Origin of the sequence: Endozoicomonas sp. G2_2 (assembly GCF_017744135.1) — a bacterium.
In the GTDB taxonomy this organism is placed as follows: Bacteria; Pseudomonadota; Gammaproteobacteria; order Nevskiales; family Salinisphaeraceae; genus Salinisphaera.
The window spans coordinates 360953-384967 of the sequence record NZ_JAGHQU010000001.1 but is presented as its reverse complement, the minus strand read 5'-3'; the positions used below and the strand labels follow the sequence as shown (position 1 = coordinate 384967).

General features: G+C 65.5%; 23 protein-coding genes. 14 read left to right on the top strand and 9 right to left on the bottom strand.

Annotation, left to right across the window (positions count from 1 at the left end; translation table 11 throughout):
- Window positions 1-22: 22 nt before the first annotated feature.
- The 5 genes from J7355_RS01695 to J7355_RS01675 all read right to left on the bottom strand — a co-directional run bounded on the left by J7355_RS01695 (window position 23) and on the right by J7355_RS01675 (window position 5735).
- Window positions 23-763: an ABC transporter ATP-binding protein gene (locus J7355_RS01695; protein WP_209059284.1), complete on the bottom strand. Its 741-nt coding sequence runs from the start codon at window positions 761-763 to the stop codon at window positions 23-25.
- A complete protein-coding gene (locus tag J7355_RS01690; RefSeq protein WP_209059283.1) occupies window positions 760-2040 on the bottom strand; it encodes a branched-chain amino acid ABC transporter permease in 1281 nt (426 codons plus the stop codon). Before J7355_RS01690 ends, J7355_RS01695 begins: the two co-directional genes overlap by 4 nt.
- Window positions 2037-2975 (bottom strand): branched-chain amino acid ABC transporter permease, encoded by a 939-nt coding sequence (locus tag J7355_RS01685; RefSeq protein WP_209059282.1) that lies wholly within the window; start codon window positions 2973-2975, stop codon window positions 2037-2039. The genes J7355_RS01690 and J7355_RS01685 overlap by 4 nt, the downstream gene beginning before the upstream one ends.
- Before the next feature lie 69 nt (window positions 2976-3044).
- Window positions 3045-4331 carry a branched-chain amino acid ABC transporter substrate-binding protein gene (locus J7355_RS01680; protein ID WP_247739680.1) on the bottom strand — a complete coding sequence of 429 codons (1287 nt, stop codon included), beginning with the start codon at window positions 4329-4331 and terminating at the stop codon, window positions 3045-3047.
- A 141-nt stretch (window positions 4332-4472) separates the two neighbouring features.
- A complete protein-coding gene (locus J7355_RS01675; RefSeq protein WP_247739679.1) occupies window positions 4473-5735 on the bottom strand; it encodes a branched-chain amino acid ABC transporter substrate-binding protein in 1263 nt (420 codons plus the stop codon).
- Between the two features lie 83 nt (window positions 5736-5818).
- Here J7355_RS01675 and J7355_RS01670 point away from each other — a divergent pair, with 83 nt between their 5' ends.
- The 7 genes from J7355_RS01670 to J7355_RS01640 all read left to right on the top strand — a co-directional run bounded on the left by J7355_RS01670 (window position 5819) and on the right by J7355_RS01640 (window position 11807).
- Window positions 5819-5959: a hypothetical protein gene (locus tag J7355_RS01670; protein ID WP_209059281.1), complete on the top strand. Its 141-nt coding sequence runs from the start codon at window positions 5819-5821 to the stop codon at window positions 5957-5959.
- A 65-nt stretch (window positions 5960-6024) separates the two neighbouring features.
- The gene (locus J7355_RS01665) at window positions 6025-6810 is read left to right on the top strand and encodes an SDR family NAD(P)-dependent oxidoreductase (protein WP_209059280.1); all 786 of its coding nucleotides are present in this window, start codon (window positions 6025-6027) and stop codon (window positions 6808-6810) included.
- Between the two features lie 187 nt (window positions 6811-6997).
- Window positions 6998-8647, top strand: coding sequence for an electron transfer flavoprotein-ubiquinone oxidoreductase (locus J7355_RS01660; RefSeq protein ID WP_247739678.1), 1650 nt, complete (start codon window positions 6998-7000; stop codon window positions 8645-8647).
- Window positions 8648-8736: 89 nt separating this feature from the next.
- Entirely contained in the window at window positions 8737-9483 is a 747-nt protein-coding gene (locus tag J7355_RS01655; protein ID WP_209059279.1) for an electron transfer flavoprotein subunit beta/FixA family protein, read from the top strand.
- Window positions 9480-10430, top strand: coding sequence for an FAD-binding protein (locus J7355_RS01650; protein ID WP_209059278.1), 951 nt, complete (start codon window positions 9480-9482; stop codon window positions 10428-10430). Before J7355_RS01655 ends, J7355_RS01650 begins: the two co-directional genes overlap by 4 nt.
- A 126-nt stretch (window positions 10431-10556) precedes the next feature.
- The gene (locus J7355_RS01645; RefSeq protein WP_348522980.1) at window positions 10557-11015 is read left to right on the top strand and encodes a MaoC family dehydratase; all 459 of its coding nucleotides are present in this window, start codon (window positions 10557-10559) and stop codon (window positions 11013-11015) included.
- A gap of 9 nt (window positions 11016-11024) precedes the next feature.
- Window positions 11025-11807 carry an enoyl-CoA hydratase-related protein gene (locus tag J7355_RS01640; RefSeq protein WP_209059273.1) on the top strand — a complete coding sequence of 261 codons (783 nt, stop codon included), beginning with the start codon at window positions 11025-11027 and terminating at the stop codon, window positions 11805-11807.
- Window positions 11808-11906: 99 nt separating this feature from the next.
- Here J7355_RS01640 and J7355_RS01635 read toward each other — a convergent pair whose 3' ends face one another.
- A complete protein-coding gene (locus tag J7355_RS01635; RefSeq protein WP_209059270.1) occupies window positions 11907-12305 on the bottom strand; it encodes a four-helix bundle copper-binding protein in 399 nt (132 codons plus the stop codon).
- Between the two features lie 243 nt (window positions 12306-12548).
- Window positions 12549-13508, bottom strand: coding sequence for a nitronate monooxygenase family protein (locus tag J7355_RS01630; RefSeq protein WP_209059269.1), 960 nt, complete (start codon window positions 13506-13508; stop codon window positions 12549-12551).
- Between the two features lie 335 nt (window positions 13509-13843).
- On the opposite strand from J7355_RS01630, the gene J7355_RS01625 reads away from it, so the two are divergent.
- Both J7355_RS01625 and J7355_RS01620 read left to right on the top strand, forming a co-directional pair.
- Window positions 13844-15046 (top strand): acetyl-CoA C-acyltransferase, encoded by a 1203-nt coding sequence (locus J7355_RS01625; RefSeq protein ID WP_209059267.1) that lies wholly within the window; start codon window positions 13844-13846, stop codon window positions 15044-15046.
- A 211-nt stretch (window positions 15047-15257) separates the two neighbouring features.
- Window positions 15258-16406, top strand: a complete 1149-nt coding sequence (locus tag J7355_RS01620) for a glycosyltransferase (RefSeq protein WP_209059266.1) — start codon at window positions 15258-15260, stop codon at window positions 16404-16406.
- A 6-nt stretch (window positions 16407-16412) separates the two neighbouring features.
- On the opposite strand, the gene J7355_RS01615 is transcribed toward J7355_RS01620, so the two are convergent.
- Together J7355_RS01615 and J7355_RS01610 are read right to left on the bottom strand one after the other, a co-directional pair.
- Window positions 16413-17288, bottom strand: coding sequence for a galactosyltransferase-related protein (locus J7355_RS01615; protein ID WP_209059264.1), 876 nt, complete (start codon window positions 17286-17288; stop codon window positions 16413-16415).
- Window positions 17285-19402, bottom strand: coding sequence for an HAD-IIB family hydrolase (locus J7355_RS01610; protein WP_209059262.1), 2118 nt, complete (start codon window positions 19400-19402; stop codon window positions 17285-17287). The genes J7355_RS01615 and J7355_RS01610 overlap by 4 nt, the downstream gene beginning before the upstream one ends.
- Window positions 19403-19443: 41 nt before the next feature.
- On the opposite strand from J7355_RS01610, the gene J7355_RS01605 reads away from it, so the two are divergent.
- The 5 genes from J7355_RS01605 to J7355_RS01585 are packed head-to-tail and all read left to right on the top strand — an operon-like array spanning window position 19444 to window position 23990.
- Window positions 19444-20547: a glycosyltransferase family 4 protein gene (locus J7355_RS01605; RefSeq protein ID WP_209059261.1), complete on the top strand. Its 1104-nt coding sequence runs from the start codon at window positions 19444-19446 to the stop codon at window positions 20545-20547.
- A gap of 44 nt (window positions 20548-20591) precedes the next feature.
- Entirely contained in the window at window positions 20592-21710 is a 1119-nt protein-coding gene (locus J7355_RS01600) for a glycosyltransferase (protein WP_209059258.1), read from the top strand.
- Window positions 21707-22735, top strand: coding sequence for a hypothetical protein (locus J7355_RS01595; RefSeq protein WP_209059256.1), 1029 nt, complete (start codon window positions 21707-21709; stop codon window positions 22733-22735). Before J7355_RS01600 ends, J7355_RS01595 begins: the two co-directional genes overlap by 4 nt.
- A complete protein-coding gene (locus J7355_RS01590) occupies window positions 22732-23400 on the top strand; it encodes a PIG-L family deacetylase (RefSeq protein WP_209059252.1) in 669 nt (222 codons plus the stop codon). The genes J7355_RS01595 and J7355_RS01590 overlap by 4 nt, the downstream gene beginning before the upstream one ends.
- The gene (locus J7355_RS01585) at window positions 23397-23990 is read left to right on the top strand and encodes a class I SAM-dependent methyltransferase (RefSeq protein WP_209059249.1); all 594 of its coding nucleotides are present in this window, start codon (window positions 23397-23399) and stop codon (window positions 23988-23990) included. Before J7355_RS01590 ends, J7355_RS01585 begins: the two co-directional genes overlap by 4 nt.
- Window positions 23991-24015: the final 25 nt, after the last annotated feature.

The following is a 24015-nucleotide window of genomic DNA, read 5'->3' as shown; positions in this document are numbered from 1 at the left end:
CGCCTTTTCGGGCCGAACGGCGCTAGGTTCCAAGATAGGCGTTCTGGACCTCGGCATTGCCACGAATCTGGTCGGGTTCGTCGCTGGCGATGATCTGTCCGTAAACAAGCACGCTGATCCGATCGGCGAGGTCGAAGACCACGCCCATGTCGTGCTCGACGATCAGCAGCGTCTTGTCCACCGTGACGTTGCGTATCAGTTCGATCGCATGGTCGCGTTCGGACAGGCTCATGCCGGCTGTCGGCTCGTCGAGCAGAATCACGTTGGCGCCGCCCGCGATCGTCGTGCCGATCTCGAGCGTGCGCTGTTCGGCATAGGTCAGAAGCGATGCCGGTACGTCGCGTCGCTTCTGCAGCCCGAGTTTCTCGAGATGCTGCTCCGCCTCCTCGTTGAGCGCCGACTGGCGCCCCACGAGATGCCAGAAGGAATACCCGTAGCCACGCGCCCACAGCAGTGCACAACGCAGGTTCTCGAACACGGTCATGCGCTGGAACAGGTTGGTGATCTGAAAACTGCGGCTCAGACCTCGGCGGTTGATCTGGTGCGGCGCCAGCCCGCTGATGCGCCGGCCGTGCAACTGCACCTGCCCGCTGCTGAGCGGATACCGCCCGCTGATCAGATTGAACAGCGTGGACTTGCCGGCCCCGTTGGGCCCGATGATCGCGTGCCGCTCGCCGGGCGCCAGCGCCAGATCCACGCCGCGGATGATCTCCGCAGGCCCGAAACGCTTCTTGACCTGGGATAACGTCAGTGCGTCCGTCATTGCTTCGCCCTCTGCGCATCCATGGCCTGATTCACTTCGCCCCAACGCTGGCGGATTCTCCCGGCGACCCATCGCAGCGCCACGAGCCCGGCCGCGAACAACGCCACCGCGACGACCCAGGCGGCCACGCTGGTGGCCGTGATCTCCATGCCGAACAGCTCGATCGGGCGACTCGGGTCATAGGCAAGCGACAGGTGATAGCCCATTTCGATCATCGTGACCAACCCCGCCAGCGCCAGCAGTGCCGGCACGATGGCCAACAGATAAGGCACCGCGAAACGATGCGCGAGGCCGGCTTGCCAGGGCGCGAAATGGCTCACGATCACGCCGGCGATGCCGTTGGGCACGTACATCACCATGAGCACGAACAGCAGACCGAAATACAGGATCCAGCCTTCCGAGAAACCACTCAGCGCGATCTGCATATAGGTCACGAGCACCGCACCGATGATCGGCCCGAAAAAGACCCCGAGTCCGCCGATGAACGTCATCAGCAGCACCGCGCCGGACTGGATCAGGCCCACGTTGGGCGCGGTCATGATCTCGAACAGGATCGCGAACAGACCACCCGCGATACCGGCGAAGAAGCCGGACAACGCGAACTGGATGAAGCGTGCAATGGTGGTGCTGTAGCCAACGAACTGCGCGCGTTCGGGGTTGTCGCGCACCGCGTTGGCCATACGCCCGAGCGGCGTCTTGGTCAGCAGAAACATGAGCAGTGCAGCCACGATCGTCCAGGCGCCGATGAGGTAATACACCTCGATCTGCGGGCCATAGGAGAACGGCAGCAGGGTCACCTCGGTGACCCGGTTGCCGGATACGCCACTCTCGCCACCGAAGAAATTGGTGAACATGTTCGCGCTGGCTTCGACCATCGCACCAATGCCCAGCGTGATCATGGCAAAGGTGACCCCTGCCCGCCGGGTGGACACCGACCCGAATATCACGCCGAAGGCCAGCCCGCCGAGACCGCCGACCAGCGGCATCAGTTCGAGCGGAAAGGACCAGACATCGTCGTTGACTGCCCGAATCGCGTGCAGGGTCAGAAACCCGCCGAGACCGAAATAGACGGCATGGCCGAACGACAGCATCCCGGCCTCGCCGAGAAGCATGTTGTACGAAAGCGCGAACACGATGAACACGCCCATCTGGCTCATCATCGAGACCGAACTGCTCGACGTGAACACATAGGGCATGACGATGATCACGACGATTGCCGCGATCCACACTGCGGCATGACGCACGATAGCGCCGCCGGGAAAATTGGATGTACTCATGATTCGCGTGACCCCATCAGCCCGCGCGGACGGAATATAAGGATCAGGACCATCAGCAGATACGGCAGCATCGGCCCGAAGCGCGAGAGGTTGATCCCGAGCACGCTGTCCTGACCGAAGGCGATACCGGCCGACGCCAGCATGTCGGCGATCGAATAGTTCATGCCGACCGCGAACGTGGTTACCAGTCCGATGATCAGCGACGCAACGAGCGCGCCCCCGAGCGACCCGAGGCCGCCGAGCACGACCACCACGAACACGATCGGCCCCATCGCGAACGCCATCCCCGGCTCGGTGATGAAGTAGTTGCCGGCCATCACCCCGGCCAGGCCGGCAAGGCCGGTACCGAAGGCGAACACGAAGGTGAAGATGCGCGGCACGTTATGGCCGAGCGCGCCCACCATGTCCGGATGCGACAACGAGGCACGAATGATCATGCCCACGCGCGTGCGCACCAGAAGCAGGTAGATCGCCACGAACATCGCTACCGCCATGAACAGGATGAACCCGCGATAGGCCGGGAAGTCGCTGCCGTAGAGCGAGAACAGGGTGAAATCGAGCGCCTCGGGAATACGGTAGTCGACCGGCAACTGGCCCCAGACCAGAATCACCAGCTCGTCAATCACGTAGACCAGTCCGAACGTGAACAGCAGCTCGGCCACATGGCCGTGCTTGTGCACGTTGCGCAGCCCGACCCGCTCGATGAGCGCGCCGAGCAGACCCACGATGATCGGCGCAATGACCAGCGCCCCCCAGAAGCCCAGAACCTGGCTGATCGAGTAGGCGCAGTAGGCGCCGAGCATGTAGAAGCTGGCATGGGCGAAGTTCAGCACGCCCATCATCCCGAAGATCAGGGTCAACCCGCTGGCGAGCATGAACAGCAACATGCCGTACAGCACGCCGTTGAGCAGCGAGAAAACGACGGATTCAATCATGACGGCAAAGTTCCCCCTTGCTTTGGCCGCATCGCCGGCGCGGGGCGCCGGCTCGCAGGCGTCCCCGAACTACGAGGCACGCGTGGGACGCTTCATTTCACAGGAGGTCTCGACGCGGGTCTCGTCCGCGGGAATTTCGGCGTCCATCTTCCAGCCGAACCCCGTGCCCTCGGAATCGTATTCGAGGTAGTCCTCGCCGAAGGTGGACATGAACAGCGGCTGCATCAGCTGGTGATCGGCGGCACGCATGGTGGCGGTGCCGAACGGCGTCTCGATCGACATGTCCTCGAGCGCGAAGGCTACTGCCTGCGGGTCGGCCGAACCGGCCTTTTCCATAGCCTTCTTGAGCATGTCCATCTCGGTCTTGACGCGCAGGTAGTAGAACTCGATGCCGCTATAGCGCTGTTCGAACTCCTCGAGCATGGACCGCAGTTCGGGCGCCTCGTAGCGCACGGCCAGGTTTTCCTGCCATTCGGTGATCATCTTGACCTTGCCCGCGGCCGCCTTGCCCAGCGACGTCGGCGTACCCAGACCACCCGCGTAATAGGTGTACCAGTCGACATCGAGCCCGGCCTGATCGCCGGCCTTGACCAGCAGCGACAGGTCGTTGCCCCAGTTGCCGGTGATGACGGTGTCGGCCCCGGAAGCCTTGATGCGCGAGATATAGGGCGAGAAGTCCTTCACCTTGCCGACCGGGTGCAGCACGTCACCGACGATCTCGATATCCAGACGCTTTTCACCCAGCAGATCCTTGCCCGCCTGGGAAATGAACTGGCCGTGCGAATAGTCCTGGTTGATCAGGAACACTTTCTTGATCTGGTCCTGATCGGCCATGTAGTCGGTGATCGCCTTCATCTTCATCGCGCTGTTGGCGTCGAAGCCGAAGTGCCAGAACGAGCATTTCTCGTTCGTCAGGGTCGGATCTACCGCGGCGTAGTTCAGGAACACGATGCGGTTGTCCGGGTTGCGGCGGTTGTGCTTCTCGACGCCGTCCACCAGCGCACCGGCCACGTGCGACCCGTTGCCCTGGGTCACGTAGTGAATACCCTCGTCCGCGGCCTCGCGCAGAATCTGCAGCGACTCCTGCGCGCTGGACTTGTTATCGAAGCCGACGATTTCGATATCGCGCCCGAGGATGCCGCCCTCGGCGTTCATCTTCTCGGCCAGATATCGAAACTGCTTCAGTCCCGCGTCGCCCACGTTGGCGAACGGCCCGGACAACGGATCGATATAACCGATACGGATCGGCTCTTCCTGGGCCATCGCCGCTGTCGGCAGCATGACCGCCAGCGCCGACGCGGATGACAGAATCAGGCCGGCAACGGCCCCTTTCAGGGCGGCTTCACGCTCGCTCATGGTGATCTCCCCTGCTCGCGTGGCCCGGCTTGCGTTGCGCTAAGCCGGGTGGTTCTTCTTGGATTGTTCGATTGTCTATCTTCGCGGCGGCCCCGGGGCGTTTCGCGCGCCCGGGGCCTTGCGATCGACGGCCCGGCTATCTCAGGGCCGTTCCATCTCGCAGGACGAGGCGACCGCGGTTTCGTCGGCCGGGATCTCGCTATCCATCACCCAGCCCAGGCCCGTGCCCTCGGCGTCGTACTTCTTGTATTTTTCGGACAGGGTCGAGATGAACAGCGGCTGGATCAGCTGATGATCCTGCGCGCGCATGGTGGCTGTGCCCATGGCCGTATCGAGACTCATGCCTTCCATGGCTTTGGCGACCGCCAGCGGGTCGGTGGAACCGGCCTTCTCCATGGCCTTGACCAGCATGTCGAGCTCGGTCTTGATGCGCAGCACGGTGAAATCGAACGGCGCATAACGATCGCCGAAGGTTTCCACGATCTCGGTCAGCTCGTCGGCATCGCGATCGACGGCCAGATTCTCCTGGAACTCGGTGACGATCTTGACCTTGCCGGCGGCGGCCTTGCCCAGCGCTCTCGGCGCGCCCACGAGCGCGGCGTAGTAGGTGTAGTAGTCGACGTCCAGGCCCGCCTGTGCGCCGGCCTTGACCAGCAGCGCAAGGTCATTGCCCCAATTGCCGGAGATCACCGCATCCGCGCCCGAGGACTTGATCTCGGAGATGTAGGGCGCGAAGTCCTTGACCTTGCCCAGCGGGTGCAGCACGTCGCCCACGATCTCGATATCCGGGCGCTTCTCGGCGAGCATCTCCTTGCCGGCCTTGGAGATGTACTGCCCGTGCGAATAGTCCTGATTGATCAGGAACACCTTCTTGATGTCCTTCTGCTCGGCCATGACATCGGTGATCACCTTCATCTTCATCGCGCTGTTCGCGTCGAAGCGGAAATGCCAGAACGAACACTGCTCGTTGGTGAACGCCGGGTCCACCGCAGCGAAGTTGAGGTAGATGATCCGGTTGTCCGGATTGCGACGGTTATGCTTTTCCACGCCGTCGATCAGCGCGCCACCGACATGCGAACCCAGCCCCTGGGTCACGTAGTGAATACCGTCGTCGGCCGCCTCCTTGAGGTTCTGCAGGGACTCCTGCGCGCTGCCCTTGTTGTCGAACGGCACGATCTCGATATCGCGCCCGAGCACCCCGCCGTCGGCGTTGATGCGCTCGGCCAGGTAACCGAACGTCTTGACGCCGAGGTCCCCCACGTTCGCGAACGGGCCTGACAGCGGATCGATCAAGCCGATCTTGATCGTGTCCTCGGCCGTACTGGCCATGGTGGGTACCGCCAGCGCAGCGGCCATCGTCACCCCGGCAACGGCCTTGCGCACAAGCCCCTTGTAATCCTTCATCGCGTCTCCTCCGGTTTTGTTGCGGCATTTTTGCCGCTTGTTATGGGGCGCCCTCGCTGCACCCGTCAGCGGAAGCTAGCACCGTGTCTGGATTGCAGCAAAAGTATGTGTCCAATACGGCTTTCTGCATAAAAATCATGCTGTACCGCAGCATTGGCGACTTCGTTCGGGCACGCCGTGCGCAAGCAGGGCGTCAGCGTGAAATGCCGTTTCAGTTTTATTGACGGCTTTTCGCCCTTGTGTAGAATTCGACGCGCGATAACAGGAGATAAAAAGGACACCGGGCGCCATGAAACGATTCGACAAGAAGATAGTGATAGTGACGGGCGCCGCCAGCGGCATCGGCCGCGCCTGTGCGACGCGTTTCGCCGAAGAAGGCGCAACGGTGGTGCTTGTCGACCGGGAGGCCGACGCGCTCGAAAGCGTCGTCGCCACCCTCGCCGGCAGCGGTCATGAAGCCGCCGCGGTCGATGTCCGCGACGAGCCGGCCGTGACTGCCCTGGTCGATCGCGTTGCGGATACGCACGGGCGCATCGACGTCGTCTGCAACAATGCCGGCATCGCCGGTGGCGACTATGCGCCGGTCACCGAGAACGATCTGCAGACCTGGCGCGACATCGTCGACGTGAACCTGTTCGGCACCATGCATTTCACCCGCGCCGCCGGCCGCCACATGCGCGACGCTGGCGCGGGCGCGATCGTCAATACGGCTTCGGTCGCGGGCGTGCGCTCCGGCGCGGGCGGCAATGCCTACAGCGCCTCGAAGGCGGCGGTAATCAACCTCACCCAGACCAGCGCCTGCGATCTGGGGCAATACAACGTACGCGTGAACGCCGTCTGTCCGGGGCTGATCAAGACCGGCATGACGAAGCCCGTTTTCGACTACGCCGAAGCCAACGACAAGACCCACAAACTGGGCACGCGCTGTGAACTGCGCCGCTTCGGCCGGCCCGAGGAGATCGCGGCTGCGATCACCTTTCTGGCGAGCGACGATGCCAGCTATATCACCGGGCAGTTCCTGCCTGTGGATGGCGGCAACACCGCCTCGCTGAACATGCCGGGCATGAAGGTCTGACCACCCCCGGCCCCCTTTTTCGACCGGCGCGCCCGATACAGAAAGCGTTCTTGTCGAAATGGCGTTTTGAATGCATCGGTGACATGATTGCGCCGATCACCAGCGCCCGCGAAGCCCGCGTCGGGCATGCCCACGCCAGGCCCGCGGTGCGCATCTTCTTTGGAAGAGCATCCGAGAGCGATGACGTATGAGTGAAGAAATCGAACGAGACGTAATGGAGTACGACGTGCTGATCGTCGGCGCCGGCCCTGCCGGCCTGTCCGCGGCCTGTCGTCTCAAGCAGAAGAACGCAGAGCTGGAAGTCTGCATCGTCGAGAAAGGCGCCGAAGTCGGAGCGCATCTGCTCTCCGGCGCGGTATTCGAACCGCGCGCTCTCGACGAACTGTTCCCGGACTGGAAAGACAACGGCGCACCGCTGAACGTGCCGGTCACGCGCGACGACGTCTACTTCTTCACTAGCGAGAGCAAGGCGACCAAGATGCCGAACGCCTTCGTGCCGGCGCCGATGCACAACGAGGGCAACTACGTCATCTCCCTCGGTCAGCTCGGCCGCTGGCTCGGCGAGCAGGCCGAAGCGCTGGGCGTGGAGATCTACCCCGGTTTCGCGGCCCAGGAGCCCATCGTCGAGGACGGCGTCGTGAAGGGCATCGTCACCGGCGAAATGGGTGTCGGCAAGGACGGCACACCCAAGGACAGCCATGTGCCGGGCATGGAACTGCGCGCCAAGTACACCCTCTTCGGCGAAGGCTGTCGCGGGCATATCGGCAAGCGTCTGATCCGCGAATTCGAGCTCGACAAGGGCGTCGATCCGCAGCACTACGGCATCGGCCTCAAGGAAATCTGGGAGATCGACCCGGAAAAACACGAGCCGGGCCTGGTGGTGCACGGTGCCGGCTGGCCGCTCAACCTCTCCGGCAGCGGCGGCTCCTTCCTCTATCACCTGGAGGACAACCAGGTCGCCGTCGGGCTGATCGTGGACCTGAACTACGAAAACCCCTATCTCTCGCCGTTCAAGGAATTCCAGCGTTTCAAGCATCATCCGAAGATCGCGCAGTATCTGGAAGGCGGCAAGCGTGTCTCCTACGGCTCGCGCGCGATCGCCAAGGGCGGGCTGAACTCGCTGCCGAAGATGACCATGCCGGGCGCGGTACTGATCGGCTGTGATGCCGGCACGCTCAACTTCGCCAAAATCAAGGGCAACCACACGGCCATGAAGTCGGGCATGCTCGCCGCCGAAGCCGCAGCGGATGCACTGGCAAGCGGTGGCGAAGGCGGCGATGAACTCACCGCCTATACCGAGGCGTTCAAGAACAGCTGGGTGTACGAAGAGCTCTACGCGAGCCGCAACTTCGGCGCCTCGCTGCACAAGTTCGGCACGTTCAAGGGCGGCGCGCTCAATTACATCGAGCAGAACTGGTTCAAGGGCAAGGCGCCGTGGAACATGCACGACACCACGCCCGACTACGCCGCAACCAAGCCGGCCGACCAGTGCACGGAAATCGAATATCCCAAGCCCGACGGCAAGCTGTCCTTCGACATCCTGTCCTCGGTGCATCTGTCCAACACGGGCCACGAGGAAGACCAGCCCTGTCACCTCAAGCTCACGGACTCGTCGATTCCGATCGAGCACAATCTGCCCAAGTACGCCGAGCCGGCGCAGCGCTACTGTCCGGCCGGCGTCTACGAAGTGGTCGAGGACGACGCCGGCAAGCCGCGTTTCCAGATCAACTTCGCCAACTGCGTGCACTGCAAGACCTGCGATATCAAGGACCCGTCCCAGAACATCACCTGGGTGCCGCCGGAGGGCGGCGGCGGGCCGAAATACTCGGCGATGTAGCGCCGACAGCCGTGCGCATCGCCGGTCGAGCGAATCATCGATCAGCGGATGAATATTCTTCGAAGAAATAGCGACAAGAGAAACGACACATGAAAGTACTGGTGAGCGTAAAGCGCGCGATCGACTACAACGTGCGCATCCAGATCAAGCCGGACGGTTCCGGCGTCGTCGAGAACGGCGTCAAGCACAGCATGAACCCGTTCGACGAGATCGCGGTCGAGCAGGCCATGAAATGGAAAGAGTCCGGTGACGCCGAGGAAGTCGTGGCCGTGACCATCGGCCCCGAGGCCGCCAAGGAGCAGCTGCGCAGCGCGTTGGCCTTCGGTTGCGACCGCGCCATCCACGTCAAGACCGACGAGCCGGTTCAGCCGCTCACCGCAGCACGCGTGTTCGAAGCCATCGCCAAGAAGGAAGAGCCCAAGGTCTTTTTGATGGGCAAGCAGGCGATCGATGACGACTCCAACCAGACCGGGCAGATGACCTCGGCCCTGCTGGAATGGCCGCAGGCGACATTCGCCTCGAAGATCGAACTCGACGGCGACACCGCCAAGGTCACGCGTGAAATCGACGCCGGCCTGGAAACGCTGGATATCGACCTGCCCGGCGTGATCACCGCCGACCTGCGCCTGAACGAGCCGCGCTATCTCAAGCTGCCGGACATCATGAAGGCGAAGAAGAAACCGATCGAAGACACCAGCCTCGACGATCTCGGCGTCGAGCGCGCCGCGATGCTCGAGACCGTCAAGACGACCGCCCCGCCGCAGCGTGAATCCGGCGAGATGGTCGATTCCGTCGACGCACTGGTGAGCAAACTCAAGGAGAAGGGCCTGCTATGAGCAACAAGATTCTGATCGTCGCCGACTATCTCAACGGCGAACTCAACCAGTCCACGGCGCGCGCGGTTACCTGTGCGCAGCAGATGAGCCCGACCGCCATCGACGTGCTCGTGCTCTGTGACGACGGCGCCAACATCGCCGCGCAGGCCGCCAAGCTCGACGGTGTGACCAAGGTGCTGCAGGCCGACAACGCCGCCAACGCGCATCCGATGGCCGCCACGCTCACCCCGCAGATCGTGGCTGCCGCGCAGAACGGCGAGTACAGCCACGTGCTCGGTCCGAACACCACCTACGGCAAGGACCTGATGCCGCGCGTGGCCGCCAAGCTGGGTGTGGCCATGATCACCGATATCATGGCCGTGCATTCCGCGCACGAGTTCGACCGCCCGATCTATGCCGGCAACGCCGTGATCACGGTCAAGGCGCCGGAAGACCAGACCCTGGTCGCCTCGGTGCGCTGTGCCTCCTACCCGGCTGCGGCCGAGGGCGGCAACGCCGAGATCGAGACGCTGTCGCTGGACGCGGAACTGCCGTCGCACACCCGCTTCGTGAACCTCGAGCAGGCCAAGAGCGATCGTCCCGATCTGCAGACCGCGCCCAAGGTGGTGTCCGGTGGCCGCGGCGTCGGCAGCGAAGAAAACTTCAAGATCATCTACGACTTCGCCGACAAGATCGGCGCCGGCGTGGGTGCGTCGCGTGCCGCTGTCGACGCGGGCTTCGTGCCCAACGACATGCAGGTCGGCCAGACCGGCAAGATCATCTCGCCCGAGCTGTACATGTGCTTCGGCATCTCGGGTGCGATCCAGCATCTGGCCGGTATCAAGGACGCCGGCACCATCGTGGCCATCAACAAGGATCCGGAAGCGCCGATCTTCGAGGTGGCCGACATCGGCCTCGTCGGCGATCTGTTCACCATCATTCCGGAACTCGACGCCGCCGTCAGCTGATCGCGACGCCGGCAATGGCTGTTCGACCGGTCCACGCGCCGCTCCTCGCCGAGCGTCGCGTGTGCCGGTTTTTTATTGCGCGCCCTGCCCGCCATGCGTGCCCGGGCGCCATTACAGGAGTCGCCTGTGCAAGTCATAGAAAGCATTGAAGCGCTGCAGGGCTGGGTCGGCCGAGAGATCGGCGCCAGTGACTGGATGACGATCGACCAGGAGCGCGTCAACACCTTTGCCGACGCCACCGCGGACCACCAGTGGATCCATGTGGATGTCGAGCGTGCCAAGCGCGAATCGCCGTTCGGCGCTCCGATTGCCCACGGTTTTCTCACCCTGTCGCTGTTGCCGCAGCTCACCAGCCAGATCAAGCGTATCGAGGGCGTGACCACCACCGTGAACTACGGCCTGGACAAGGTGCGCTTCATCGCGCCTGTGCCCGTGGGTTCGCGTGTGCGCGCACGCCAGAAGCTGGAAGCGGTCGAGCCACGCGGCGACAACCGCTACATGCTGCGCAATACGGTCACCATCGAAATCGAGAATGGCGACAAGCCGGCGTGCATCGCCGAATCGCTGTCGTTGATCATCTTCTAAGGAGCATTCATGGCCCAACCCGAACTCACCAGCGGCTTCATCCGTGCCGAAACGCGCGACGGCATCCTGCGCGTGACCATCGACCGCGCAGACAAGCGCAACGCGCTCACCCGCGACATGTACGAAGACATGTCGCGCTGCGTCGAGCATGCCGGCGCCGACGACAGCGTGCGTACGCTGCTCATCGACAGCGAAGGCGACATGTTCTGCGCCGGCAACGACGTGGCCGAATTCGCCGCCGCCACGCCGGACACCCGCGAAGCCGGCAGCGCCGGACCGGCGCTGAGCTTCATCAAGCGGCTGCGCGCGCTGGACAAACCGGTGGTGATCGCCGTGCAGGGCCAGGCCACCGGCATCGGCACCACCATGCTGCTGCATGCGGACCTCGTGGTCGGCGCCGAGAGCGCGCGCTTCTTCACCGCCTTCATCGACCTGGCCCTGGTGCCCGAAGCCGGCTCCAGCCTGCTGTTGCCGGGCCTGATCGGCCGCCAGAACGCCGCGCGCCTGTTGCTCGCCGGCGATACGCTCGACTCGGACGAGGCATTGCGCATGGGCCTGATCGCCTATCGCGTGCCCGACGAAGCGCTTGCCGAAAAAGCCCAGGCGGTCGCCGCCCGACTCGCAGCCAAGGCGCCCGAAGCCGTCCGCCAGACCAAGCAGCTTCTGCGTCAGGGCATCGGCAGCGACGACGTGGACGGCCAGATCGAGCGCGAAGCCGAGCGCTTCGGCGAGCGCCTGTTTTCCGACGAAGTCCGGGCGATCATGAACAAGTTCCTCAAACGCGCGAAATAGCGCCGCTCACAAACCGCAGCATAAAAAAGGCCGCTTCGGCATCGAAGCGGCCTTTTTCGTGCCCGCCCGTGTGGCGGGCCCATTACGCAGCGCGACCCATCAATCGATCAGGCCGAGCAGGTTGTCGCAGGCCGTGACACAGGCATTGCAGGCATCGGCACACAGCGCGCAATGCTGATGATGGTCCCGATGGCCCTCGCAGTGTTCGGCGCATTTCTGGCAGGCGTCACGACAGGCCTTGACCTGCGTCGCCGCCGGCGATTCACCGAACGCGGTCTGGCGCGACAACACCCGCGCCGTGGCATTGCAGATATCGGCACAGTCGAGATCGGTGCGAATGCAGCCGCGCAGGTCGGCCACGCCGTCTTCCGCGAGACAGGCATCGGCACAGCTGCTGCAATGCAGCGCGCAGTCGAAACAGGCCTCCACGCATTCGGCGAGAGCGTCCTGCACGGACAGCGGATTCGGATGCGTCTTGAGCATGGCTTGTGCTTGCATGGCTTATCTCCTTCCATGGGCCGCTCGTTCCGAGCGGCATATCGTGTCGGGCGCCAATACCCGAACGGGCTCGGCGTTGTGGGAAGGATGAAAACCGGCAGCCATGCGCCAGGTATATGGGCAGTCCTACGGAGGGTGTCGTCGGCGCGTTCATGAGCGCCCATGTCGGCGCGACGGGCTTGGGTGCCCGCCGCGCGCTTGCGTCACCTGACGGGCACGACGCGCCCGACAGACCCGTTCCATCTAGCCGGCGATGCGCGTCCGTGCGGCCCGGTATTCGTTTTCCAGGCGATCGACGATCTCGGCGGTCGGCAGCACACTGTCGATGCTGCCCACGCCCTGGCCCGCGCCCCAGATATCCTTCCAGGCCTTCTTCTTCTCGCGGTCGCTGCCGAAAGTCATCGCATCCTTGCCGGATTCGGGCAGATCGTTCGGATCCAGCCCGGCGGCCTCGATCGAGCCGCGCAGATAGTTGCCGTGCACCCCCGTGAACAGGTTGGAATAGATCACATCCTTGGCGCTCGACCCGGTAACCATCGCCTTGTAGTCGTCGACCGCGTTGGCTTCGGCACTGGCGATGAAGCGCGTGCCCATATAGGCAAAGTCCGCGCCCATGGCCTGGGCCGAGAGAATATGCTCGCCGCGCGTGATCGAGCCGGACAGGATCAGTGGCCCGTCCCAGAATCGGCGAATCTCGGAGACCAGCGCGAACGGGCTGAGCGTACCCGCATGGCCACCCGCGCCGGCACAGACCACAATCAACCCGTCGACACCGGCCTCGATCGCCTTCTCCGCGTGACGCACGCTGATCACGTCGTGAAAGACATGACCACCGTAGTCGTGCGCCACCTCGACCGCCGCATGCGGCGCCCGCAGGCTGGTAATCATCAACGGCACCTTGAAGTCGGCACAGGCTTTCAGGTCGTGGTCGAGCCGGTCGTTCGAGGCATGCACGATCTGGTTGACGGCGAACGGCGCAATGCGCGCCTGCGGGTCGGCCGCGCGCGCCTCGTCGAGCGTCGTCGTGATGCGCTCGAGCCAGACCGGCAGTTCCTCGGCCGGCCGCGCATTGAGCGCGGGGAACGAGCCGATCACCCCGCTCATGCACTGCGCGATCACGAGGTCGGGATTGGACAGAATGAACATCGGCGACCCGATGACCGGCAGGCGCATGCTTGCCTTGAGTTGATCGACCAGCGACATGAAAACTCCTCTGTTGTTTTCGCAAACCTCGCAAACGATACCGAACGATCGTTCACCGCGTGTAAGATACCCCACGAAGAAGCGCCTTGGTATGCGTGGCGACCGTTTATCCGCGCACGGCTTGTCCCGACCCCGACCGTCGGCGGCTGTCGCTTGACGCTTTTCCGGCCGCTCAACATACTGCGGCACGAGCTTTTTCGAAAGACTGTTTCGCAAAAGCGCAATACAACCTTGATCGCGTTGCGTCTCGAGGCGCGAGCGCCTGCCGCGCGGCGACATGCCGACCGGTACAAGCACAACAAAACGTCTATACAAGCCAATCCATGAGGAGCCCCATGCGCCAAGCTGTCATCGTTTCCACCGCCCGCACACCGATCGGCAAGGCCTATCGCGGCGCGTTCAACAACACCCAGGCCCAGGCGCTGGGTGCCCATGCCATCGAGCACGCGCTCAAGCGGGCCAAGCTCGAAGGCGAGAACATCGACGACGTGATCATGGGCGCCGCGCTGCAACAGGGCTCGACCGGCCAGAACGTCGCCCGCCAGTGCGCCATCCGTGCCGGCCTGCCGACGTCGGTGCCGGGCATGACCATCGACCGTCAGTGCGCGTCGGGGCTGATGGGCATCGCCACCGCCGCCAAGCAGATCGTCAACGACCGCATGAACGTCGTCGTCGGCGGCGGTCTGGAGTCCGTGTCGCTGGTGCAGAACGAGCACCAGAACACGTTCCGCGCGCGCGACCCGTGGCTGGTCGAGCATCGGCCGGACATCTACATGTCCATGCTCGAGACTGCGGAGGTCGTCGCCGACCGCTACAACGTGTCTCGCGACGCCCAGGACGAATACGCTTATCAGTCGCAGATGCGTACCGCCGCCGCTCAGGAAGCCGGCAAGTTCGACGACGAAATCGTGCCGCTGACCACCATCAAGAAGCAGCAGGACAAGCAGACCGGCGAAATCAGCGACGTCGAAGTCACCCTCGACAAGGACGAAGGCAATCGCCCGAGCACCACGCTCGAAGGCCTTCAAGGCCTGAACCCGGTATTCAAGAACGGCCAGAACATCGCTGAAGGCCGCTTCATCACCGCCGGCAACGCCTCGCAGCTTTCCGACGGCGCTTCGGCCAGCGTGCTCATGGAAGCCGCCGAGGCAGAGCGCCGCGGCCTGGAACCGCTAGGCGCCTATGTGGGCATGGCGGTCGCCGGCTGCGACCCGGACGAGATGGGCATCGGCCCCATCTATGCCGTGCCGAAACTGCTCGAGCGCTACGGCCTCAAGGTCGACGACATCGGCCTGTGGGAACTCAACGAAGCGTTCGCCAGCCAGTGCCTGTACTGCCGCGACTATCTCGGCATCGATCCGGACAAGTACAACGTCAACGGCGGTTCCATCGCCATCGGCCATCCCTATGGCATGTCCGGTGCGCGCATGACTGGCCACGCGCTGATCGAAGGCAAGCGCCGCGGCGCGAAGTATGTGGTGGTGACGATGTGTGTTGGCGGCGGCATTGGTGCCGCCGGGCTGTTCGAGGTCTTCTAGACCGCCACTGCAACGGCGTACGGATGAAGGCGTGTCGGGTTTCCGGCACGCCTTTTTTCATGCGCGCGGCGCGCGGCGCGCGCCCGCCGCGCGCTGCATCGCCTCCGTATTTTCACCGGTTCTACCGGAAACTACGGTTTGCGCGGTGACCGGCCACGGCGATGATTCGCGATCGTCGATTGATACGCCGCCCGCGATGGCGGCTGCGCGCATGTCGAAACCGATCAGCTTCTTCGTTCATCACCAGGGCCGCGGCCACGCACGCCGCACGATGGCGATCGTGCGCGAACTGCCGCCGTCGCGGCCGGTGAGCGTGCTCACTGCCGATCCATCGCTGTTCGACGGCTTCGAGCGCGATATCGAAATCATCACCCTGCCGAACATGATCGGCGCCCCGGCGCCCACGCCTGCCCTGCACGACCAGCCCACGCCTTCGATCATGCATTGCGTGCCGCTCGGCCTCGCGCCGATGCGTCAGACCATGCGCTGTATCCTCGACCATCTGGACGACCGCGACAGCGGCCTGTTCGTGATCGACGTATCTGCCGAGCTGGCCCTGCTCGCGCGCATCGCCAGCGTGCCGGCGATCAAGATCCGCATGCACGGCAACCGCTGCGACCCGGGCCACCTGGCGGCCTACGATGCCTGCACCGGCATGCTGGCGCCGTACGACGCGCGCCTCGAGCAGGCCGACTACCCCCATTGGGCCCGTGCCAAGACCTTCTACACCGGCGGGTTGTGCACCAGCACACACGATAAGCACGACAGGCGCACCGCACGGGCCGCGCTCGGGCTGGCGCAGGATCGCGAGATCGTAGTCGTGATGACCGGCGGCGGCGGTGCCGGCACGCCGTACGCGCCGCTGACCATGGCCGCACGCGCCGCGCCCGATACGCTGTTCGTCACCGTGGGCCCATTGCACCGGGAAGGCCACGAAACCGATTTCGCCAATCTCGTGAATCACGGCTGGGTCGAGCGCACCGGCGACTATCTCGCGGCCGCCGACATCGTGCTCGCCTCGGCCGGCGACAACACCGTGCACGAGATCGCACGCGCCGGTCGCCCCTATATCTGCGCGCCCGAATGGCGCTATTTCGACGAACAGCAACGCAAGGCGCAATCGCTGGCGGCACTGGGTGCGGCGATTCATCTGCAGACCTGGCCCGGGGATCTGGCCGGCTGGCAGCGCCTGCTCGACCAGGCGCGCGCACTGGACGTATCGGCCCAGCGCCCTCTTCACGACCCGCAGGCGGCCCGGCATGCGGCCGACTGGCTCGAGGCCACGACAAACCGGCTCTGGACCGGCGCCGAGCCGGCCCGGCCGGCCACGGCACTGAGCGCCACCGGCAGCGCACGCTGACGCCGCTCAGCCGAAGCAGACGTCGTCGTTGAGGCGCGCCTGCTCGATCTCCTGCGCGCAGGGTCGGCGCAGCACGCGGATTTCGCTTGCCGCGGGCGACCACTCGATCAGCCCCGCGTCCCGGAACATGCCGAGCCAGTAGTCCATGCACCAGCGACGCCAGCGCGCGTGAAAGCGCTGCGCGTTGGCGACGATGGCGTCGAAATGCGGATACGGCGGGCGATACAGCGGATGATGCTGATGCCAGGCGCGCGCGCCGCCGAGCCAGTAGAACGGAATGCCGGCCGCGGCAAGCCGCCAGGCATAGTCGGTCTCTTCGCCGCCATAGCCTTCATAGATCTCGTCGAATCCGCCCGCGCGGTCGTGATCCGCATGGGTAAGCGCGAACGACAGCCCCCAGAGCCGGCCGGGGTCGGCTTCGGCAACGATCCGGTCGGCGCCGATTGTCGGGCGCGCCGGGTGATCGACGCCCAGCGCGTCGAGGCGGTCGAAATCCGGCGCGCCGGCCGCGTTCAGGCGCACCGCTCCGGCGGGCAGATAATGCACCTCGCCCATGTAGAGCGCCGCCTCGCGCGCCAGTGCCGCACGGTAGCGGCCGACGAGCTCCGGCGAAGGAATACAGTCGACATCCAGAAACACCAGCCCCTCGTGACGGGCAGCGGCCGCGGCCTCGTTGCGCGCGCGGGCCAGCGGCAAGGCGTCGCCGGCCACACGCCGCTGGCGCACCGGAAATACGGTGTCCGGCAGGTCGCGCTCGATATCGGCTTGCATGCAGGCGATCACCAGTTCTGCTGGCGGCTCCTGCTGCGCGTTGAGGCCATGGATGAGATTGATCAGGTGTGCGCGGCGATCGCGCACCAGGGTAAGCACGCTGATGTTCACGACACGTGACTCTGGGCCTGGAAATGCTCGACGCCCTCGATCACGCCGCGGGCGTGGGTGGCGCGTGCAAGGTAGGCATGGGCGAGGCCCGACGTGGCGACCAGCCCGTCGCAGTAGTTGGCCACGATGATCGCGCAGGGCAGCGCCTTGAGCATGTCCACGTCGTTGGCCGAATCGCCGGCCACGTACGCGCGCTCCCGGTTCACGCCGTAGCGATCGGCCAGCCAGGCAACGGCCGCGCCCTTGGACGCGCGTGCCGGCAATACGTCCACGCAGCGACCGTTGCTGTGAATCACACGCGCGTCGAGGCCCTGCGCTGCAAGCCGCTCACGCAGCCGCGGCGCGATGTCCGACCCGGCCTCGCAGAGATAGCTGATCTTGTGCTCGCGCTGCTCGAGCGGCGATTGCGCGACCAGCTCGGGCATATCGCCGAGCGTGTCCACAACCGCCTGGCGCGACCAGCCCACATCGATATGTGTCTGCCAGGCGTCATCGCGACGATAGGTCACGCCGTTTGCATCGAGACAGTGAATCTCCGCGCCGACCGAACTCACCACGAAATCCGGCCAGTGGAGGCCCGCCTGCTCCAGGATCTGCAGCGCGCTGTGAAAACTACGCCCGGTCGCCACGCCGAACATCATATGGGCCTGACCGTGGTACCAGCCGTTGAAGGCGCGCACACCCGGCGCGCAGCCCACCAGCGTGCCGTCGATATCGCATGCCAGCAGCGCATCGCGCTGGCACGGCGTGTTGCGCCCGCGGCGTGACGGCTGCGGTTCGCGCAGGCGAGCGAGCAGGCGATGGTAGTAGTCGACATGGCGCGGCCAGTCGAACAGCCGGATCGCGTCGCGGCCGTTACGCTGGCAGGCCTGCCAACGCGGCACATCCTCGAACAGCGCGAGCGCGGCCTCGGCGATGGCGTCGGTGGAACAGGGGTTGACCAGCACGCCGTTGTGGCACTGCTCGATAATGTCATTCGGCCCGCCGCTGTCGGTCGCGATCACCGGCAGGCCGGCCGCAGCGGCTTCCAGCAACGTCAACCCGAACGGCTCGTTGAAGGCAACGTTGGCGAACAGGCCTGCGCGTTCGCGCGCCCAGGCATAGACGCCCGGCACGTCGGCCACGCGATGCTGCTTGGGATAGGCCACGCGACCGTAGAGATCGTAGTGGTCGATCAGGTGCAGCATCTCGCGCAGGTTGTCGGCAATTTCCGGTTCGAGCGCGTCAAGCGACTGCCGCCCACCGGCCAGAATCACCAGATTGGCGCGTTTCTGCAGCGCCGGCGACTCGCCGTAGGCTCGGATCAGGCTCGCCAGGTTCTTGCGGGTGACCGGCCGCGCGATCGCAAGCAGCGCCGGCTTGTCCGGCTCGACCAGAAAGCGTTCCAGCATGCGCTGCACGCGCGGCGTCGGCTCTGCCTTTTCGAACACCTGCAGATCGCTGGCCGGGCGGATCACGCGAATACGGCCCGGCTCGTAGGCGGGATAATCGGCGTATTGAATCTCGGCCTCGTCACGCGAGCTCGCGATCACGAAATCCGCCTGTGCCAGCGCCACGTTCTCGAAGCCGATCCGCCGATCCAGGGCCTCGACGGCCCCGTGGTCGATATGGCCACTATGGCTACCTTGGCCACCCTGCCCGGCGCGCGCCGCGCACTGGCGCTTCGGCAGGCCCAGCGAGTGGGCGGTGAACACGAACGGCAGACCGCGCCGCGCCTTCACGCCGGCGGCAACGTCTGCGGCGTCGGCGTAATGGGCATGCAACACATCGGGCGCGCGTTCCAGGCCGTCGATATAGTCGACCAGCGCGTCGGTGAACGCCGGCAGCTGGTCCCACAACGCCTCCTTGGCGCGGTAAGCCGGGTCCGGCGTGGGCAGACGCACGATGTGCACCTTGGGGTTCAGACACTCGCAGGGCTTGCGGTAGTCGCCCGCGCTGAAATCGGCATCGAAGGCGCGGGTGACGATATCGATGCGCTCGATCGCATGATCGCGGGCCGAGGCCTGCGCGAGTTCGAGCAGATAGCGGATATGCCCGCCGGTATCGGCGGTGATGCCGTATTCGACGTCGTGCGCGCGCAGGCAGCCCTGCAGGGCGATGTGCATGATAAACATGAGCGCTTCAGTCCTGTCCTGCTGGAAATCGAAAACCCGACATGCAACCACCGTGTGACCGTCTACGCATCGCCCAGGTTTCTCCCGTGATCCTGCCGTTGCCGGCACGCGAGGCCGGCGGCACCGAACGTATCGTCGTCGACCTGAGCGTCGCTCTTGCGAACCTCGGCCACGAGGTCACGGTCTTCGCTCCCGGCGACAGCACGCTCGATCTGCCCTGCGAGAGCGCCCTGCCCAGTCTGGCCTGGCATGAAGCCCATGCCGAAGTCGTACCGCCAGGCCTGCCCGCCGTGCTCGAAGCCGCATTGCTGGAACGGCTGCGCCAGCGTATCGACGACTTCGACATCATTCACTGCCACGGCGAATTCTTTCATGCCGCCCTGCTGGGCACCCACCGCGCACGCAGCCTCACGACCATCCACTGGCGCACCGATGAACTCGACCGCCAGCGGTTCTTCGAGGCCTTCCCCGATCTGCCGGTCGCCGCCATTTCGGCCAGCCAGGCCCGGACCATACCGGCATCCAATCGGGCCGCGATGGTCCCGCACGGGCTCGACCCCGCCCGCTTTACGCCGCCGCACGCGCCGGTATCCACGGCCGGCCGCGGCGCCCTGCTGTTCATCGGACGAATGACCGATCAAAAGCGCCCGGACCGGGCGATCGAGATTGCATGGCGCAGCCAACATGCGCTCAAACTAGCCGGAAGCGTGGACCCGGGAAATCCGTACTATTTCGAACATCACGTGGCGCCACGGCTGGGTGGCCACATCGAACACGTCGGCGCCATCGACGATGCAGCCAAGCGCGCATTGCTCACCGATGCGCCGGCGCTGCTGTTTCCCATCGACTGGCCGGAGCCGTTCGGCCTCGTGCTGATCGAGGCCATGGCCTGCGGCACGCCGGTGATTGCATGGCGTCGGGGCGCGGTGCCGGAAATCGTCGAGCACGGCGTGACCGGCTTCATCGTCGACTCGATGGACGAAGCCGTCGACGCCGTGAACCGCCTGCCCACCCTCGATCGCGCCACGATTCGCGCACGCTTCGCGACCCGCTTCAGCGCCGAACGCATGGCCCGGAATTATGTGCAGGTCTATCGCCGCCTGCTTGCAAAAGCCCACGAGCGCGAATCCGCGCCGACCGCATAACTACGCATTATCGTGCCCCCGACCCGCGGTTAGGATGACGCCGTATGCGAAGCCTACGACACGTCTCGCGCGAAACGCGCCCGCCCGCGCTCGGTGCGCTGCCTGTGGATCAGCATCGGGCCGCGCGTGCCCGCATCGCGGTGTGCGTGCCGATACGCGATGAAAGCGAATACCTGACCGACCTGCTCGACGCATTCGCCGTTCAAACCGCGGCGCCCGACAGCTTCGTGCTCTGCCTGCTGTTCGACGGCTGCAACGACGACGGCGAAGCCCGCGTCGCGGCACGGCTGCCGGCGCTGAATTTTGCCGTGTCCGTGCGCCGCATCGAGCGCGCGCCACAGGCCAACGCCGGGCGCGCACGTCGGGCCGCCATGGCGCTGGGGCAGAATGTCCTTGCCCGCGCCCCGGGTGGCGAAGGGCCGCCAAAACTGCTGCTGACCACCGACGCCGATTCCGTGCCCGCACCGGACTGGATCGAAGCCAATGCGCGCGTGCTCGCCGACGTGGATGTAGTGGCGGGCTATATCGAGCGCCCCGACGCGCCTGCGCACGACGTGCACCGCCGTATCGAGCGCTACTGGGAGCGCCTGCGCTGTCTGCAACGCACGGTCGACCCGCTCGAACACGACCCGGCGCCCTCCCACCCCTCGCAAGGCGGCGCGAGCCTGGGCTTTCGCGCCGACGTCTACGACGCGCTCGGCGGTTTTCCGGCCTGCGCGAGCCACGAAGACGTGGGGCTGGTCACAGCGGCCCGCCGTGCCGGCTATCGCGTGCGCCACGACCGCGATGTACGCGTGGCAACCTCCTCCCGCACCGACGGCCGTGCCAGTCGCGGTCTGGCCTACGCGCTGCGACAACGCCAGGCGGCCACCGCACCGCCGAGCGTGCAGGATCCGGACGCCGCGATGGCACGCTATCTGCGCTGCGCCGAAGTGCGGGCCGCCTTCGCTCGTCTCGATGACGATGCTGTCGCACAGGCACTCGCCGCCCGCACCCGGCTACCGACGCCGCAGCTGCGCCGTCTCGCCGCCGACTGCGGCAATGCCGAAGCCTTCACCATGCATCTCGTACCCGAGCCAGAAAACGCCGAAGAACTCGCGCTCGAGCGGGCCGAACGACGTGTCGCACGGCTCGAACACACCTACGGCTGCCCCTGCCGATGACCGACGCCGCTCATCACTTGGCCGGGCGCGATCGAACCGCCCCGGCGTTCCTGCCCGAAGCCATCACGCGACTCCAGCACGGGCTGTCGCTCGTCGACCCGACCGACCTCGACGCCTGCCTCGCGCTTCTGCGCCGGCTGTACGATGTCGGCCGATACGATCTGCCACTCGCCCGCCTGTTCGAGGGCCATATCGACGCCCTCCAGATCATCGCCCGGTACGCCGATGCCGAAACCGCGCAGCAGCTGCACGATCAGGCGCGAAACGGCGCGACTTTCGGCGTCTGGAACGCGCCCCTGGCCGGCGAACCGCTGCGCCTGCAAAACGGCGTGCTCACCGGCGGCAAGGCGTTTGCCTCCGGGGCGGGCCTGATCAGCCATGCGCTGGTCAGCGCGCAGATCGCAGGCAGCACCCACAAGCAGCTCGCGGTGATCGACCTGCAGCACACGCCACCCGCCATCGACCGCGCGTGGTGGCAGGTGCTTGGCATGCAACGCTCGCAGACCCATCTCGTACACTGGGACGAGGCCGCCCTGGGTAAGAACGACGCGCTGATCGGCGCGCCCGGCGATTACGAACGCGAACCCTGGCTCAGCGCCGGCGCCCTGCGCTTCGTGGCGGCGCAGGCCGGCGGGATCGCCGGCCTGTTCGACGGCGTGCGCGCGCATCTTGTTGCCCGAAATCGCGCCGACGACCCGCATCAGGCGGCCCGCCTCGGGCGGCTCTATGGTCTCGCCGACAGCGCAGCGGCCGTGTGTCGGCGCACGGCGACCGCAATGTTCGATACGCCGCCGGACAGCCACCCCGCGGGCGTGGCCAACGCGCGCAGCGTGGTGCTCGACGCCGGCGAACAGGCCCTCGTTCTCGCGCAGCAATCGGTGGGTCTGTCGGCTTTTTTCGAGACGGAGCCGCTGTGCGCGCACATGGCCGATCTCATGGTCTACCTGCGCCAGCCGGCCCCCGACGCCCAGCGGGTGAAAGTCGGTGCCGCCGCAGCGCACGGCCAGCTCGGTTTGTCGCTGTGACGGCTCTGAATCTCGATCGTGTGGCCCGTGCGCACGTCGTCGCCCCGCACCCGGACGACGAAGCCATCGGCGCGTTTGGCCTCATCGTCGCATTGCGCCGGCGCGGCGTGATCGTGGATGTAACGCTCGTGACCGATGGCGGCGCCTCACACCCGAACAGCAGGGCCTGGCCGCGCGCGCGTCTCACCGCCGCCCGCTATGCCGAAACATGCCGTGTGATGAGCCGTGCGGGCATCCGCCGGCAAGATTTGCGTTTTCTGGGCTACGCCGACGGCGCGTTCGGTTTCGCCGGGGCGCGGGCAGAAGCACAACTGGCCCGCGACCTGGCGCGTCGCCCGCGCCCGGATCTGATCGTCACGCCCTCGCTGAACGACAACCACGCCGATCACCGTGCCGTGGCGCGTGCCGTGGTACGCGCCTGGCCGGGTTCGATACGCCGTCTGTCGTATCTCGTCTGGCCGCGTGAGGTGCCGCATCGGCCGCGCCCGCGCGGGCGACAAATCCATCTACCGCTCGGCTGTCGTAGCGCGATGAAACGTGCCGCGCTTCGGCTCTATCGCACCCAAACCGGTGACGTGGACGACGATCCGGACGGTTTTCTGCTCGACCGCGACCTGCTCGTGCGCTTCGCCCGGCCTGTCGAACGCTTTGGCAGCCGGCCATGAACATGAAGACGCGGCGTGCGATCGACCTCGCGGGCTTCGAAGCCAAATTCCGCGCCCTGGGCGATCCCTGGCAGACATTCACCGCGCGCGACGAAGCCATCAAGCGCGAACGCATCGTGCGCGCGCTCGGCAACCGTCCGGTGGGGCGTCTTCTGGAGCTGGCCAGTGGCAACGGCTCCAACAGCCAGCGGCTGGCGACGCGCGCGCTCAAACTCGACGCCTGCGACGGCAGCGCCAGCGCCGCGGCGCTCACGCGTCGCGCCCTGGCCGGGCATTCCCATGCCCACACCTGGCAAATCGCCCTGCCCGCAGCTTTGCCCGGCGACCGTTACGATGCAGTTGTGATCGCGGAGCTGCTGTATTACCTGTCGCCGCGCGCCATGCGTCGTCTCGCGCGCGACGTGGCCGGCGTTCTCGCGCCGGGCGCGCGGCTCGTGCTTGCCCACCACCAGGTCGAATTTCCGGACAACGCCCAGCGCAGCGCGGGTATTCATCGCCGTTTCGTGGCGTCGATGGGGCGCCGCGTCATGCTGCGCCGCCGCTGGCGAAGCCGGCGCTGGCACGTCGAAGCGTGGCAACTGCCGCGCTGAATATCGAGCCGTCCATCATCATGCG

Bases quoted from the DNA above. Each gene is read 5' to 3' on its own strand.
- J7355_RS01675 (WP_247739679.1), bottom strand. From the start codon at position 5,735: ATGAAGGATTACAAGGGGCTTGTGCGCAAGGCCGTTGCCGGGGTGACG.
- J7355_RS01585 (WP_209059249.1), top strand. From the start codon at position 23,397: ATGAACATGAAGACGCGGCGTGCGATCGACCTCGCGGGCTTCGAAGCC.
- J7355_RS01625 (WP_209059267.1), top strand. From the start codon at position 13,844: ATGCGCCAAGCTGTCATCGTTTCCACCGCCCGCACACCGATCGGCAAG.
- J7355_RS01605 (WP_209059261.1), top strand. From the start codon at position 19,444: ATGCAACCACCGTGTGACCGTCTACGCATCGCCCAGGTTTCTCCCGTG.
- J7355_RS01635 (WP_209059270.1), bottom strand. From the start codon at position 12,305: ATGCAAGCACAAGCCATGCTCAAGACGCATCCGAATCCGCTGTCCGTG.
- J7355_RS01690 (WP_209059283.1), bottom strand. From the start codon at position 2,040: ATGAGTACATCCAATTTTCCCGGCGGCGCTATCGTGCGTCATGCCGCA.
- J7355_RS01620 (WP_209059266.1), top strand. From the start codon at position 15,258: ATGTCGAAACCGATCAGCTTCTTCGTTCATCACCAGGGCCGCGGCCAC.
- J7355_RS01655 (WP_209059279.1), top strand. From the start codon at position 8,737: ATGAAAGTACTGGTGAGCGTAAAGCGCGCGATCGACTACAACGTGCGC.
- J7355_RS01595 (WP_209059256.1), top strand. From the start codon at position 21,707: ATGACCGACGCCGCTCATCACTTGGCCGGGCGCGATCGAACCGCCCCG.
- J7355_RS01610 (WP_209059262.1), bottom strand. From the start codon at position 19,402: ATGTTTATCATGCACATCGCCCTGCAGGGCTGCCTGCGCGCGCACGAC.
- J7355_RS01685 (WP_209059282.1), bottom strand. From the start codon at position 2,975: ATGATTGAATCCGTCGTTTTCTCGCTGCTCAACGGCGTGCTGTACGGC.
- J7355_RS01665 (WP_209059280.1), top strand. From the start codon at position 6,025: ATGAAACGATTCGACAAGAAGATAGTGATAGTGACGGGCGCCGCCAGC.
- J7355_RS01680 (WP_247739680.1), bottom strand. From the start codon at position 4,331: ATGAGCGAGCGTGAAGCCGCCCTGAAAGGGGCCGTTGCCGGCCTGATT.
- J7355_RS01660 (WP_247739678.1), top strand. From the start codon at position 6,998: ATGAGTGAAGAAATCGAACGAGACGTAATGGAGTACGACGTGCTGATC.
- J7355_RS01600 (WP_209059258.1), top strand. From the start codon at position 20,592: ATGCGAAGCCTACGACACGTCTCGCGCGAAACGCGCCCGCCCGCGCTC.
- J7355_RS01640 (WP_209059273.1), top strand. From the start codon at position 11,025: ATGGCCCAACCCGAACTCACCAGCGGCTTCATCCGTGCCGAAACGCGC.
- J7355_RS01650 (WP_209059278.1), top strand. From the start codon at position 9,480: ATGAGCAACAAGATTCTGATCGTCGCCGACTATCTCAACGGCGAACTC.
- J7355_RS01695 (WP_209059284.1), bottom strand. From the start codon at position 763: ATGACGGACGCACTGACGTTATCCCAGGTCAAGAAGCGTTTCGGGCCT.
- J7355_RS01630 (WP_209059269.1), bottom strand. From the start codon at position 13,508: ATGTCGCTGGTCGATCAACTCAAGGCAAGCATGCGCCTGCCGGTCATC.